Annotated in this window: 11 protein-coding genes; 8 read left to right on the forward strand and 3 right to left on the reverse strand. The window is 51.4% G+C overall.

Translation table 11 applies throughout. The annotated features are described in order from the left end of the window. Positions 1-997 precede the first annotated feature (997 nt). Positions 998-1,369 carry a hypothetical protein gene (locus tag QQ91_RS10035; protein ID WP_039723470.1) on the forward strand — a complete coding sequence of 124 codons (372 nt, stop codon included), beginning with the start codon at positions 998-1,000 and terminating at the stop codon, positions 1,367-1,369. Between the two features lie 78 nt (positions 1,370-1,447). Here QQ91_RS10035 and QQ91_RS10040 read toward each other — a convergent pair whose 3' ends face one another. Next, complete coding sequence (locus QQ91_RS10040) at positions 1,448-3,592, reverse strand: argonaute PAZ domain-containing protein (protein WP_039723517.1); 2,145 nt, start codon at positions 3,590-3,592, stop codon at positions 1,448-1,450. 307 nt (positions 3,593-3,899) lie between these two features. Between QQ91_RS10040 and QQ91_RS10045 the strand changes: the two genes are divergently transcribed. From QQ91_RS10045 to QQ91_RS10065, 5 genes are read left to right on the forward strand one after another with little or no spacing between them, the layout of a single operon-like run. After that, positions 3,900-5,054, forward strand: coding sequence for a hypothetical protein (locus QQ91_RS10045; RefSeq protein WP_039723469.1), 1,155 nt, complete (start codon positions 3,900-3,902; stop codon positions 5,052-5,054). Next, the gene (locus QQ91_RS10050; protein WP_039723468.1) at positions 5,051-5,875 is read left to right on the forward strand and encodes a hypothetical protein; all 825 of its coding nucleotides are present in this window, start codon (positions 5,051-5,053) and stop codon (positions 5,873-5,875) included. The genes QQ91_RS10045 and QQ91_RS10050 overlap by 4 nt, the downstream gene beginning before the upstream one ends. After that, complete coding sequence (locus QQ91_RS10055) at positions 5,875-7,608, forward strand: hypothetical protein (RefSeq protein WP_052287948.1); 1,734 nt, start codon at positions 5,875-5,877, stop codon at positions 7,606-7,608. The genes QQ91_RS10050 and QQ91_RS10055 overlap by 1 nt, the downstream gene beginning before the upstream one ends. A 41-nt stretch (positions 7,609-7,649) precedes the next feature. Continuing rightward, positions 7,650-8,462: a hypothetical protein gene (locus QQ91_RS10060; protein WP_250833322.1), complete on the forward strand. Its 813-nt coding sequence runs from the start codon at positions 7,650-7,652 to the stop codon at positions 8,460-8,462. After that, positions 8,462-10,261 carry a type IV secretory system conjugative DNA transfer family protein gene (locus QQ91_RS10065; RefSeq protein WP_052287946.1) on the forward strand — a complete coding sequence of 600 codons (1,800 nt, stop codon included), beginning with the start codon at positions 8,462-8,464 and terminating at the stop codon, positions 10,259-10,261. The genes QQ91_RS10060 and QQ91_RS10065 overlap by 1 nt, the downstream gene beginning before the upstream one ends. A 23-nt stretch (positions 10,262-10,284) precedes the next feature. On the opposite strand, the gene QQ91_RS10070 is transcribed toward QQ91_RS10065, so the two are convergent. Both QQ91_RS10070 and QQ91_RS10075 read right to left on the reverse strand, forming a co-directional pair. Then, entirely contained in the window at positions 10,285-11,370 is a 1,086-nt protein-coding gene (locus QQ91_RS10070; protein WP_039723467.1) for a ParB/RepB/Spo0J family partition protein, read from the reverse strand. An 18-nt stretch (positions 11,371-11,388) separates the two neighbouring features. Further along, entirely contained in the window at positions 11,389-12,180 is a 792-nt protein-coding gene (locus QQ91_RS10075; RefSeq protein ID WP_166282041.1) for a ParA family protein, read from the reverse strand. Positions 12,181-12,866: 686 nt separating this feature from the next. On the opposite strand from QQ91_RS10075, the gene QQ91_RS10080 reads away from it, so the two are divergent. Beyond that, on the forward strand, positions 12,867-13,970 hold the full coding sequence (locus QQ91_RS10080) for a hypothetical protein (RefSeq protein ID WP_044147052.1): 1,104 nt from the start codon (positions 12,867-12,869) through the stop codon (positions 13,968-13,970). A gap of 212 nt (positions 13,971-14,182) precedes the next feature. After that, positions 14,183-14,665, forward strand: a 483-nt coding sequence (locus tag QQ91_RS10085) for a hypothetical protein (RefSeq protein ID WP_166282043.1), incomplete at its 3' end; no start/stop codon positions are given.

Genomic DNA, 14,665 nt, shown 5'->3' on the forward strand with positions numbered 1-14,665 from the left:
TCTGGCCGCCCCAGACGTATCGCAGTTCGGGACGGCCTAGAATACCTCTAGCCTCCGAGACAGCCACCACTGTTCTTGGGGGTTAGCCGCTGGTTGGTGGTACCAACACCTTCCAGTGGCGCATGACCAAATTTTTGGGAAATCAAGCTGCCCGCAGACAGCTCTAACTCAGAAATCTAACCCATCGCGATCGCTCAAGCAAGTCAAAATCGCTACAAGAGGCGATCGCCGTCGTGAACCTTAACACTGTCGCCAGCCAGCTAAGGCGTTAGTAGATAGATAGCGTTGCTAGTGGAGGTGAATGGATGGGTAGATGAGTAGATGGGTGGATGAGTCTCGTTTGCACCTTTACTGTCATCGGCTACAGCAGAGTATTCAGCTACAACACCTTTGCTGTGTCGCCGCCCACCCTTTCTGTCAGCCGTCACACCTTTCCTGTCAGCCCGTGATCCTTTGCTGCGATCGCGCAACTCTTTGCTGTCATTGCTCAATGCTTGAGTGCGATCGCGCCATCCTTTCCTGCAACTGCCCAACACAAGCGATCGCGGCGTCACACCTTTGCTGCAAATGCTCAATTGCCTCCTGCATCTATGCAACCCTTTCCTGTCATAGAGCAATCTCGACTCTACACCCGCCACACTTTGATCTGCTCAATACACACCGTTGCTGTCATTGCCATCACTCAATGATGTAGCCTTGACACCAAAATTGCGAGTCCAACCTCAAAGCCAACCCCTCTAAACATTCATCCCAACTTCACAGACATCCTGAGTTTCTGGTCACACTCTTTGCAATTGAGGCCGCGATCGCCCTGCTGCCCTGGGCAATCTTGGCAATAGACGAGACAAACAGACGCTTCACCCCTAATCGTCGTCTCCGACAGCCTGATCTGAATTCCTCCGTCACTCCCCCAAACTTTGCAATCGCTCCTGAACTTCATTCATTCAGGCTTTTCGATCCTGCTCATTTATTCAATTACTTGCAGAGGTGTATCACCATGCCTGTTGTCAATATCACGCGCCGTTTGCCCGTTAAAACCATCAGTGCCGACATCGATTCCCTAAACGGCCTCGGCACCGTCAACAATTATCTCCCCGTTCGCAGCGATGCCGCACCCGAAGCGCTCAGAGCCAACTTTACAGCCATGCAGGCCATGCAGCAGAAAGAAACCGAGTTGCAGGCGATGCTGAAAGCCGCTGCCGACGCCGCCCGTCAAGCTGAATGGGACTTCCACAACGGCGTGTTGGGCATGAAAGAAGCCGTTCGCGCCCAGTTTGGCCCCGATAGCAACGAAGCCCAAGCGATCGGCTACAAGAAGAAGTCGGAATACAAGCGTCCTCGTCGGATGCCTAAAGCCGAAGCGATGTAAACCGCTTGCACAATCTAACTTTTAAGGCTCGTGAGCATTGCTGGCGGGCCTTTTTTTACTCTTTTTTGCATCACTCGGTTACGCAAAAAAGAGTTTCTGACGATCAATTCCATGCAAAATGCTCAACTGCCCCAAACGCTGCACTTCTTTAATCATCCTGTCTGCATAATGCAATGGCATAGGTAGCCGACTCGATCTGAACGCGCTTGCCGGATGAAACTGACTTAGGGCAAAAATCTCGTTAGCCAGCAGCCGAAGTGATGCATCCCCATGTATTTTCACAACTTCAAGTGGTCTAGCACTTCCTCCCGCATGAGCTTGACTCGTCACAATTCTGAAAGCATCGTCTGCAATGCTGAATCCTGTTCCAGGATCTACTTCGTGAAAAACGTCATTTTGCAGCCGTTTAGCCATTCGCCCTGCCCCAGACTTATGAACTTCCAACAAGTCAACCGCAATATTTTCGGCTTCCAAATTATTGATAGTGTAATCAAACTCTTGATCGCGCACAAAGCCATCTCTGAGTAAAAAAATCCTGCCTGGATTCCTATTATTCAATCGATAGAATCGCTCAACGATACTGCTGGTTGCTTCCCAGATGGCTTGCGATGAAAAACTCTCCCCAAGTTGCGCTTCAGGTATTTCCCATCCCAAACTTTGACCATTTGCTAGAACTGCGAAAGCGCTTGTTCCATAAAACAGCTTTTTGTTAGTCCCTGCATCGAAGCCAATACATAAATCAGCCGCTTGTGGATCAGCGGGCATCTTCATCCCGATTGGTTGCCAACCAGCTTTTACTAAAAGTCCTAACGTAACATTAGCCGCTCGATATTGATCTAACCCGCGCATGGGACGCATAAACTGCAAAGCTATCCCCGCCTGAAGTGCCTCTCGCCGAAATTGCGCTTTACGAGCGTTACCTAACATCGGGCTAACGACAAGCATTGTTTTGATATTTAAATCCGAAATGGAACTCCAGAATCGGCGTCTCTCCATATCGCTTTCAGGTAAGTCTCGTCTGTGAAACCGATGGCTCAATTCAAGACTTACACCACTAGCTTTAGCTACTTTCGACAACTGATTTTTAACCGCTTCAGGCCAATCATTATCTTCTTGCAGCAAGTTCAAGTACCCGAACTGCGTCTCGCCTGTGCGTAAACAGCCCTTATTAAGGGCATCATTTGCACGCTTCACTTCGGACTCATTTCGGGCTATCAAGCTATGCGAGGTAAATAGAGTCGCGATTCTCTTTTGAGGAGAAACCTCACTACTCTCTAAGCCATAGATTTTTTTAGAAATGAACTTAGCTATGCCTTGGCCTTTACTCAACCTTTCGTTTATGGATTTTCGCACTCCTGTTAGAACATTCTCGGCATCCCGGTCACCTTGCTCAGCGACATAGCTCAAAACTTCCATCGAAACACTGGGTTGTAGCAGCTTTGAGAGATGAGCAACTCTATCTTGCTTTGCACCCCATTTTCTAGTGCTTCGAACATATACAACAAATGAGTCTTGAATGATTTGCTCAGAAACACCTTTATTGCGATGGTAATCCGCCAACGTAATCCCTAAATCCTTGATATCGATATCTTCTGGCCGTTCTTCACTGCCTTCCAGAAAGTACCACGATATATCACTACCTACGTTCCTCACAAAATTGACTGGCACGTCTGGATATCTAGTAAGCCATTGATGCAAAGTCCAGGGTGAGTAAAAGCGGTAATGGGTATCAATTTCGAGGTTTAATTGACCATTCTCATCAATGGCTACATCGACTAGAGCGCCTTTGAGAACCTGCCATCCATCTCCTGAACTTTCAATTTTCGATTCATCCCACCAAACTAATCCTTCTCCAGCACGTTCAACCTTTTGGCCTTTGATTTTCTGTAGTTCTTGCCTAAGATGTTTTCTAAATATCTGCTCTAAGGCTTTCCTCTCTACAGAACTTTCAGGCTTTAGTTGCATTTCATCAACGAATTGCAGATGCCAGCCCTCACCCTGAAGGCGGTCTTCTTCAATTGGCGCTGAAGTTATGATTCCGCTGTCTAATCTCGCCCCAGCTACGTAGCCAATTTGATAGAGAATTCTTCCGACAGCCTTATAAATATCTGAATTTTCTGGAGATTCTTCAAAGAAGTATCGGTATCTAAAAACTCTCAAGTCATCTTCGTCTAAGGAGCGAACTGGGAAACGATTCAAGTAGACTTCAGGACGTTGATTCATGCGAGCAACCTGGCTCTTACAGCGAAATATGTCTGTACTAGCTTCCGATTGTAGTTGCCACTTTCCATTAATGTCCACATTTAGTGGATTTTTGTTTTGCAAATGCTAGTCGTAGTGCTTTATGCCTCCATTGAAGCGATCGCGATTTCCAATGCCTTGATCGCGATGAGCCATTGATATTTGCAGCAAGAGAAGCGATCGCATTCAAGATCGACGGGAAACGGCAGCGGCCTACTCCGACAGCATTGTGCAGGGCGGGCAGATCATCATGCCGGGAGTCGGCATCAATCCGGGAGGAGTGTAACCGATGGTTGATTTGACCCACACCCTCATCCTGGCCCAGCAGGGATCCGAAGCCGCAGCGGATGTCATTCAGGGAGCCCTGCAGCTCAGTGAGGACACCATTGCCTCCTGGAATGAAACCTGGGTTGATCTGATTCGGGCCGATTCGCCTTTCTGGCAAACGATTGTGCAGTTCTCCAGGGGCATTCTGGCCCTTTGCTTCCTGTATATGTTCGTGCGCTTCGGCAACGAGATTATGAAGTCGCGCTACCTGGGCACGGTGGTGGAACTGTTTACCTTCCCGTTGGTAGTGCTGCTGTTTCTGGGCAGTAACGGCAGGCTCCTATCGGAATCCATCCTGGCGCTGCGGGCCGTGGGCTATCGGCTGACTTCGGGGCTGCTCTCCCAGCAGATTGTGGGCTACACCCTGCAAGATGCCGTGACCCAGTTCGGCCTCAACAACCTGGGCGTGCAGCGCATCAAGCAGGTCTACAGCGAGTGTGAAGGGCTGACCGGCGATCCGTTTTTGGAGTGCTGGGACAGTAAGGCCGACGAGGTGCGGGCCATCTATCAGAATCTGGAAGCCCAGAACGGCAATATCAGCTTTGGGCCGCTGGAAGCTTTTGCCGAATCCGCGATTAACCGCACTGGCATTGCCGCCATTGGCGATCTTGTAGAGGTGGGCTCCGGGGCACTGCAAGGGGACTTCAGCGGGGCCTTTGCCAGCGTACTGCAAGACCGACTGCTGCCGATTATCCAGACGATTCTCTACGGGCTGCAGTGGGCCTTCGTCAACATTGTCGAAGCCGCCCTGTTGATTGCGGCAGTGGTGGCTCCAATCGCCCTGGCGCTTTCCATTTTGCCCGTCGCGGGTCGGCCCATCTGGGCCTGGTTATCCGGCTTTGTGGGGCTGATTGGTCTGCAGATTGGCTACAACCTGCTCGTGGGCATCGTGGCGGCGGTGCTGGCCAACACACGGGGTGGGGCTTTAGAGGTGTCGCAGAATCTGGGCTTCTTGCTTTTTATCTCGGTGTTTGCGCCCGGTCTGGTCACCGCGTTGGCCACCTGGAGCGCCACGTCTTTGTTCTCCGCCATCAGTCGGCGGGCCAACAGCATTGCCAGCACTGTCACGGGCGGGCTGTCCACCGCCGCCAAATTTGCCGTTCTCAAATCAAGATGATGCAGCAGCTCAAAGGATTCTTTCACTCGCAACCGGACGATGAGCCGTTTACCACCGCGCAGGCCGGGACGGCGGAGACTGCCCGGAATGATACGGAGGTAGAAGGCACCGAGCAACCCGTTTACCTGCCTATCAAGAGCGAGAACTCGCTAATTATCCTCCTGGGGATTCTGGGGGTGGGGCTGCTGGTGAGCCTGTTTGCCAATGTCTTTTTGCTCTTCAACAACCGCGCCCTGGCGCAACGGGAGAGCATCTACGTGCAGCAGCCCGATGGCACCACTGCCAAGGCCGCTGCCTTTGATGTGACCCACCGCGAAGCAGAAGTCATTAAGAATACCGCCGTGCGCTGGATGCAGCTCACCTTTGAATGGGACAACCAGATTCCGGGCTCCAATGCCGAAGACCAGGGCTACACCGTCGAGGGCACCACCCAAAAAGTGCCGACTGAGGTGTATCTGGCTTCTTATCTGATGGACACAGGTTTTCGGCAGGAATTTCTGCGTCTGATGGGTACCGAGAAAATCTCTCCGGGCGTGTTGCAGGGCCGCATCAAATCTTCCGTGCGCTTCTTTGCCATTTCCGATCCCCGGCAGGTGGGTGAGGGCCTCTGGGAAGTGGATATTGTCGCCACGCGCATTGAGCGCGATCGCAATCGGGAAGTGGCGGAGGTGCCGATGAATCGCACCATTACCCTGAAAGCGATTCCGCCCGTTGAACCTGTCTTTGAAGAGCTAGAGCCGCTGGCCTGGCGGCAGCAAATGTATGACCTGCTCGCCAATGGCCTGGTCATTGTCAAAGTTGAACCCCTGGAGGTGGATTAATGAACGGAATGCAGCAAGACCATCAACCCAGGGCATTTCCAGGGGATGAGGCAGACTTTACGGGCAGTCGCATTGAAACGGCTCCCGTTGAGCCCGCTGCCGAGGCCAATGGTCACACGGCCAACGGCCAGGGAGACGATGAGATCCCCTATGAAGAGCGAGCGCAGTTTGCCGGAGTGGAAGCCGATGACGATGATGAACTCGTCACCACTGATGAGCTGATCGAGGCTCCCAGCAGTGCCGCCGATCGCGGGGTGGAAAATTCTCCCCTGACGCGACTGAGTTTTGTGGGCAGTGCCTTGGGAGCGATCGCCTTAATTATCTGGATGTTCTCTGGCTTCTTTACCGGGGGCAATCAGCAGGCTCAGGAATCCGAAGCGGAGAGTCCCCTGCCAGCGGAGTCAGCGAGTGCCTTTGGCGAAGATGACCGGATGCGGGCGGAGCTGGCCCTGATTGAGCAGGCGCGATCGCAACCGGAACAGCGGTTGGCGGAGACGCCGCAGCGACCGACATCTGAAGCTGAGGAAGAAACCCCGGCAGAAGCAGACGCACCGCCAACTACCCCGCCGACGCGAGTCTCACGTCCGACACCAGCACCGACACCGACTCGTCCAGCGGCCACACCACCTCCAGAACCCGCCGCCTCGCCGACAGTTAGGCCATCCTCTGTGGCAGAAGAAGCAGAAGAAGTTGATCCGCTAGAGCAGTGGGCGCGGCTGTCAGAAGCAGGGGCAGCGGGAGCTGATGTGGCGCTGGTGCCAGAGCCGGAGATTGATGAGCCCGCTGGGGATACAGAGCAACAGCAACCCACCAGGGGCAACCCGAATGCCCGTCGTCAGAGCCCTCGCAGCGACTCAGAAGCTTTGCCGTTTCCCGCCGCCACCGTGGGTGATGATCCGGTGCCGCTACTCAATGAGGGGGGCATCAGCAACAAGGAAGCCGAGCCCGCCACTAGTCAGAATCCTAATGCCGAGGTGCGGTTAGCGTCGTCATCACCAGGAGCGACGGGCATCATCCAGCAGCGCCCGGTCACGCCAGCCGCTGGTGAGGCCGCCGAGATGGATCAGCTTCAGCAAGTCGCCATTGGGGAATCTGCTCCCGGCACCGTCATCGTGCCGGTAGTCTATGCCGGAGGGGAGGTCTCAGCGCGGGGACGCTTCGTGATCGAACTGACTGAACCGCTGCGGGACATTGACGGCGAAGTAGCACTAGCGGCAGGCACGGTGCTGATTACCCAGCTCACTGAAATTCTCGATGCCAATATCCTCCGGCAGCAGGTGGTGGCGATCGTTTACCGGGATGAACAGGGCCAGGTGCGGCAGGAAGCCATTGAACCAGGCGTGCTGATGGTGCGCGGGGAAGATAATCGCCCCCTAGTGGCCCAGGTCCGAAATGATGATGGGGGCAGTGACTTGGGCGACGATGTGCTGGTGGGTGCCCTCTCGGCCCTGGGCAATATCGGGGCGGTGTTAAATGCCCCGGATGCCGTGACCACAGCTACCTCGGAAGCCGCAGGCGGCACTTCTTCGACCAGCACCACCACGACGGTCACTAGCGGTCAGGAGGATGATCTGGTGGCAGCGGCCTTAGAAGGCTTCTTCACGCCAGTCAGTGAGCGCGTAGCTGAGCGCTTTGAGCAGCAGCGTCAAAACACCTCCTCTCCATATCTGTTTGTGCCGGAAGGACAGGCCGTTTCCGTGTTCGTCAATGGTGTATTGGAGGTGGCCCAATGAGACCCATCCGCTCATGGTTTCCTGGATTAATGCTCAGCAGCATGATGCTGGTCGCTACGGGAGGCAAGGCCCAGGCGCAGTCCTCAGCCGCGCTGCCGGAGGTGCCAATTCCCGCTGCCAGTCAGGCCATTCCTGCCACCAGCATCGTCTCCCAGGAGCGGGCCAGACAGTATGCCTCGCCCGTGCGGCTCTTTCCCGGTCGCAGCAGCGTGATTGATTTCTCCAGCACCGGCGAGGTCATTACCTACGTGCAGCTCAGCGACCTCTCCCGCATTGTCTACAACACCAATGCCCCCATCGACAGCGGGGCCGCTCGCACCATCATCTTGCGACCGATCCAGGCGCTGCACATTGAGGGCACCTATACCGCAGCGGTGCCCAACCTGGTGGTGACGACCGTTGATGGGGCCGGGAATACCTACACCTATCTGTTTGACCTTTACCGCAGTGCCGAGGGCTTTCCCGAACAAAGCGAATCCAGCGGCATTACCATCGCCCCGGCCAGTGAAGTCAGAGCTACGCGGCTGGAGAATACTGGCACAGCAAGGCCCAATGTACTCAGCACCGAAGCTGGTGAAGCCACCCTGAGCGACATTGAGCGGGGACTGGCGATCGCCATTGAGTCCGACTATACGCCCCCTGATGATCCGGTGGTGTTGGCGGTGCGCGAGGCGATCGCCCTGGCTCGCAATGGCACACCTCTACGGAATGCAGCGCGTCAGCTTCAGCTCGATCTGGCGGTGCTGACTTCCCTGGGCGAGCTGGGGATTGAGGCGGGCATTGAAGAGGCGGTGGAAGCACTGCCGGAATCGCCGCCCCTGGAGCGGCAGACGGAAATTGAGGAATTGATCTAATGCTGTTGGCAAACGCTTTTACCGAGCCGTTTATTGAAGCGTGGCAGGTCATTAAAGATATTCTCTGGACGCCACGGGGACTGTTGATGATTGGCCTGGTAGTGGGAGTCTATCTGCTCAGCGCGATCGCCCCCAAGAAAGCCAATCTTACGTCGGGGCGCTTTGCCGGACGGGGGGACAAGCTGAAGGCGAGTAACAAATCCTATCGTCAGCTTAAAAGTGGCGAGGCCGATGACGTGGTGCTCTGGTGTGGTTCCCCGCCTGGCTGGCAACACAATGGGGTGATGGCCGGACTCACCACGGCCTGCATCGGGGAGCCGCCCACGGTCTATGTGCCGGAGGCTAATCGCAGTTCGGTGGTGATCGGCAAAGCCGGGTCCGGTAAAACCTTTTCGGTAATTGATCCGCTGGTGACTTCTGCCGTGGAGCAGGGCCATCCGATTTTGCTCTATGACTATAAAGCCGATGCCTACGGCAAAGGGGGGCAGCTCAGCTACCTGGCAACGCTGGCGGCGCGGCGCAAGTACAACGTCCAGGTCTTTGCGCCCGGTCGGCCCTATAGCTGCATTATCAATCCGTTAGACTTTTTAGCCGATGCCAATGACAGCACCACTGCCGGGGTGTTGGCGGAGGTGTTTCACCGCAATCTTACCCGTGGGGGCGGCAAGGCCGATGCCTTCTTTGGTCCGGCTGGACAGCGCTTAATTCAAGCCTTACTACAGTTCGCTAAATCCACCCAGTACCCGGATCTGGCGATGGCGTTCTGTGTGGTGCAGTTGCCCAATCTGGTGAAGCGGCTTTCCCATGCGGCGAAAGAGGAGCGGTTGCCCTATTTCGTTCAGGTCAACTTTGCCCAGTTCATGAGTACCGGAGCCAGCGAGAAAACGGCTTCGGGGATTCTGGCGACCGCCAGCGATGTGCTGACGCGGTTTATGGCTCCTGACCTCTTGCGATCGCTGTTGGGTAGCACCAATGTTGCGGCCATTCTGGAGCGGCGGGAGCTATTGGTGTTTCAATCTGACATCTTCCGGCAGGATGTGATTAATCCGCTGCTGGCCGCCATCATCAACGTAGTGGTGAATTTGAACTGTTCGGTGCAGCGGGAAGCGCCGCTGATCTTCAGTGCTGATGAGTTTCCGACCATCTACATGCCCCAGGCTCCCAGTTGGCCCAACCAGCATCGCTCCAAGGGCTTTACGGGCATCTTTGGCTTTCAGTCGTTTCCGCAGATCGTGGAGACCTACGGGCAGGAGCAGGCGAAGGCATTGCTATCGGCCTGTAGTACCCGCTTCTGGTTTAATCCCGGCGATGTGCAGACGGCCCAGCGCTACAGTGATGAGCTGGGGGAAACCGAAGTCACTTTTCGCACCCACTCCTACAGCCGCAGCCGGGGCGATGATTGGGGACGTAATCGATCCACCTCGGAACAGGTACGCACTAAAAAGCTGATGACGCCCGATGAGGTGATGCGTTTTGGGGTGGGGGAATGTCTGTATATCAATCCGGCCTACAACCAGTGGCCCATTCACTACGACCGCATCCCGATTCCCAAGCGCGATATCCAGCTCAAGAAAGAATGTGAGGGCATGTGGGAGACGATTCGCGATCGCATGATTCGACGGGAACACAACCGCAGGCCCGACCTCGACATGGAAGAACAGATCCGCATCCGGCTCAAAGAAGCGGATCGGTTACTGCCCCTACCTTCAGACGAAGAGGAGGTTGACGGCAATAATGCCGGTTCATCCGGAAAGCAGGCCACGGGCGTTATCAACTTGCCGGACGGGCAAGAGTTCTAGGCATCCAACTCCAGTAGGTAGCGCTACGGCTGATCCTGAATAGCCTCTAGCAATTCATCGGCCAGGGATTGTAGCCGCTGAAATTTGCGTTTCAGCTTGGCATCTGACTGGATACGCTTCCAGGCTTTCTTGCTGTAAAGCTTCTGAGCAGACTGACGAAACTGCTGCGGAGGATCAGTTTCAGCATCGCTATTAGCATCAGAGTTGGCCTGCTTGAGTTCTTTGACTCGCTCTAGCAGAGCGCTTTTAGCCAACCCGCCCTCGACTTCTTGCAACAAATCTTCCTGAACCTCAGACGGCAAGCTAGAACGACGGATGACATCTGCCTTGGAAAAAGCAACGCGCCCCGCTCGAACGGCTTCTAGCAGGTTTTCAGGCATCTTTTGTACGGCAATCAACCGATTCGTCACAAAGCTTTCCAGCGTCAGCCCAAACTGAGCAAAGATTCGGTCAATCTGAGAAAGGGCATCTAGGGTTATTATTCCGGAATAATAGTCCCTCATCTCCTCCACGACCTGTTCATCATCAAGGCTACGAGCACGACGCAAATTCTTAATTCTGATGAGTGCTTGAGCAAGACTGTCAGTATCCAGATCAAACTTCAAACCGATGAGTGCGATGATGCTGTCGGTCTCCTCGACCAAATTTAGATTCTCTCGAATCAGATTGGAGATCAGCGCAATTTCTAGGGCCTGCTCATCATTGAGATCACTTTCAATGGCAGGCAGTGTCTCCAGATTCAGATCTTTACTACACCGCCAACGACTCTCACCAGAAATAATCTCAAGTTTATCGTCAGCACCTCGACGAACTAACAGCGGCTCTCTGACACCTACCTTCGCGATGGATTGTTTGAGCTTCTCCATCGCGGCTGGCTCAAAATACTTGCGCGGTTGAGTCAAGCCTTCGCGCAGGCGGAGGGGTACAAACTCCTGGATCGGGTACTGTGGCACCCCACTAGAGGTCGGTGCCTTCTGTAAATCTTCTAATTGCTGCCTGAGCTGGGCAATCTCTTCATCTCGCTGTTGAAGCTGTCCAGCCTGAGCTGCTCCCACCTGCTGGAACTTTTCAAAGATAGGCTGCTGAGTCGCTTGCCGTTTCTGTGCCATTGTCTTACCTATAATTTCTTACCGCACGTCTATGAGAGCTTGGGCAATCTCTTTGAAATTCTGATTCGCTTTGTGACCGGGTCGATAAGCCCGCAGTGGCATTCCCGCAGCGGCAGCATTACTGATTTCAGCAGAATCTTTGATGTAGTCAAAGCAGTGAACCCCAATCTGACCGAGCAAGGCTGGCAAGGTTGGGAAGCCATCGCCAGCAGGTTTATTCGTCAAGCCTAGATTGTCTCTGTGGAGGGCTCGATCCTGCACTCGATTAGGGACAACGCCCAGAATCCTTGGGGCAGGACGCAACCTGAGCTTGTCGGACTTTTCCATTACCCAGCCCAGTAAAGTCGCCGCACTCATCATGTCTTTGGAATCGGGCTGAATGGGGATGATAACGAAGTCAGCCGCTGTCAGTGCCATCTTATGGGCAAGATCGATGGTGCCAGGGCAGTCGAAAATCAGGTAGTCATGGGGGAGGGGATAGTCTTCCAAGCGGTCCCGGAGAATTTCGGTCTTGCGATCAGCGGTTGAGAGCCTTTCAATCAGTTCGCTCAAAGACTCATCTCCCAACAGGGCCTGAATACCCTCTTTGTCCCAGCAGTCGTAGAGAGGCCATGCACCATTGAAGTCATCCTCAAGGATGCAATCGATCTTTTGGTCTGGTTCTGGATTCTCACCGCCCAGGCCAACAAAGGTTTTCAGTGAAGCATTGGGATCGAGGCCAAACAGGCAAACTGAGAAGCCTGCCGAGAAAAGCTCATAGCCAACGTTGACCGCCAGAGTAGTCTTCCCCGACCCTCCAGCGTTACTCATCAAGGCGACTCTAATCTGGTTTTCAGTCATTTTATTGCCGTTGAGACTGGCTATTATTCTGGAATAATAGGTGCGCACATCGCGCTGATGTCTCAATACTACGGCAAAAGATCGAAAAAGAATGAATGAATCTTGTGTTTGCAATCAATTTCCAGAAATATCGCAAAAGTCTTACAGAGCAATGGTTTCAACGTCAACAAGAAAAGATTTATTTTCAAGAAAGCCCATCTCCTGGGGATAGGGATTGTCATGATGCTTTAAGAGAACCGCATCCCAAACCTAATCGAGTAGTTTCTTACGGTGAGGTTCTGCTTGCATAGGTAGATGACCTGAAGAGAGAGGATGAATAAACTCTAAACAGGTCCAGTCCTGAATCGGAGCACTGATCATACTAAATCATTCCACCTATTAACCCGTATGGGGATCTTCGGTGGAAACTTTACCTCTACAAAAGAGTTAGGCTTCCACATAAAACGGGAATACTCACTTGTAGTAGTTTTGTGAACCTATAGCTACTTCAAGAAAAATCATATCTTTAGTGGTTTGTACTCTAGTAGAGCACACAACGGATTCTGTAATACTTGTACAGCAAAGCTTTCAAGATATTACATCGGGTCAAGCACCGCTATAGTTGATTAAGATTCACATGTAGTTGTAGCTTCTTAATATGCTAGGAAAGTTCAACTATGGAAATCGAATTTGGTCATGTTAAAGATTACAAAGAAAATGGTTTTGGTTTTCTGAGCAGAACCTTCAGGAATCCCCAAGGCCGAGTTTGGTTTCACATAACAAAAATCAAGTGTAAGTACCCAGAATTGGCTAAGGGCTTGGATTCTGGCTCTTATTCAGACATAAAATTTTGGTATGAAGTAGATAAAGTAAATGGTAAAAAGCAAGCTTCTCAATTGTGGTTAGATTCGCAAGATATTCCTGAAGATAAAAGAGAAGAATTAGTTAAGTACGTTGAGGGAATATGGTCTAACACATCTAATAAAATAATTCCTGGATGGTTAGATCGCATAACTATCGCTTTAGTAGGTCAAGCTCGTAGAGATGAATTATTCAAGAATCGTAGTTCGATACTAAGCAGCCTAAAAAGGCTAAGAAAAGCCCAGTCTCTCGCAAATGAATCATCTTCAGATCATGATTCGAATGCTGCGATTTCTTTAGATTATATAAGAAAGTTACAGGAACAGGCTCGAATTGTAAAAAGGGAGGCTCAAAGGGAGAGACAAATCCCATCAACCCGCGATCGCTTTCGCGCTGAAAGGGGTGTGATTGAGGCAATTTTTGCAAGTAGTGAAATGCATGGGCTACCTCTTGAATTGCAAAGAATTGTTCGTCGATGTCCAAGAGGTAGTAGAACGAATCCTCTTTCTCATCAACCTGGTGGCAGTGACGTAGTAGTTGCTTATAGTCTCGGTGATGCCATCCTATATGACTGGATTAAAAATGTTAATTGGTATATTAGTTCTTTTGAACGAGAAGATCCTGGTTTTCATTTACACATAATGTCAATATACGGACGTTTCTATGAAGATCCAGATGAACGTGGGATTGGCGTTTTTTGCCCGATATGGACTCGTGACAAACATGGGGCGTTAAAGTCGTCTGTTAAAGCTTGTGTCAGTAGGTATCAAAGACAAATGGAGATCGGTCATACAACATTACATCAGCAAGCGAAAGAATACTGGAAGAATAAGTACAGTCTTTCTGAACAAGAAGTAGAGAGTTTACCCACCCTATATAAGCAATACATGAAAGAAAGAGGCGACAATCTTCTGGACTAGGCAAATTATTGCTTACCTTGTATAGGCTAAATATTTCTCTGCACCGAAATATCTTAAAAACACTAGATAAGTTTTAAAGTTCATTTTTGCCCAATTCTTGCAACTGTTATTCCGAATGAATATTAAGCTATATGAAACATTCAAATATGGGTTTACTTGTAATTAATATGCTCAATATATTTTGAGTAAAAAATAATTTAGAGGGTATCTATATGCTTGGTATTGATCCAAATATATTTTGGGAAATACACCGTATAAAAATCAATTTTTCAGATGACATAGGAAATCAAAAATCTGGTTATGGTACTGGATTTTATATGCTTTCAATGAGTGGCAAGAAGATTTTTGTCACTAATAAACATAATGTTGATCCGTGTATCAAATTCCCCAATCAGCCAGCATTAAAACTTGACAGACTTTCTATAGAGTTGCGCTATTACAAATCAAATCAGCCTACAGAGAATACAGATTTCTTTGATGTAAAGAATATACATAGCTGTTTGTTATCTTCCCTGTCATCTGACTGCTCTATTCTTGTTGAACCTGAATTTCATGAAGAAGCGCCATTCAATCCAAATAGCAAAATTCTTGAGTTTGATAACCTTATTGACGAGGTGGAATTTGCTAATCCTCTTATCATTGGACCGATGGAAACATCCTTCTTTGTTGGTTTTCCGGGAAAAAATGGTCGGCAT

Source organism: Lyngbya confervoides BDU141951, assembly GCF_000817775.3.
GTDB lineage: Bacteria > Cyanobacteriota > Cyanobacteriia > Thermosynechococcales > Thermosynechococcaceae > Lyngbya > Lyngbya confervoides.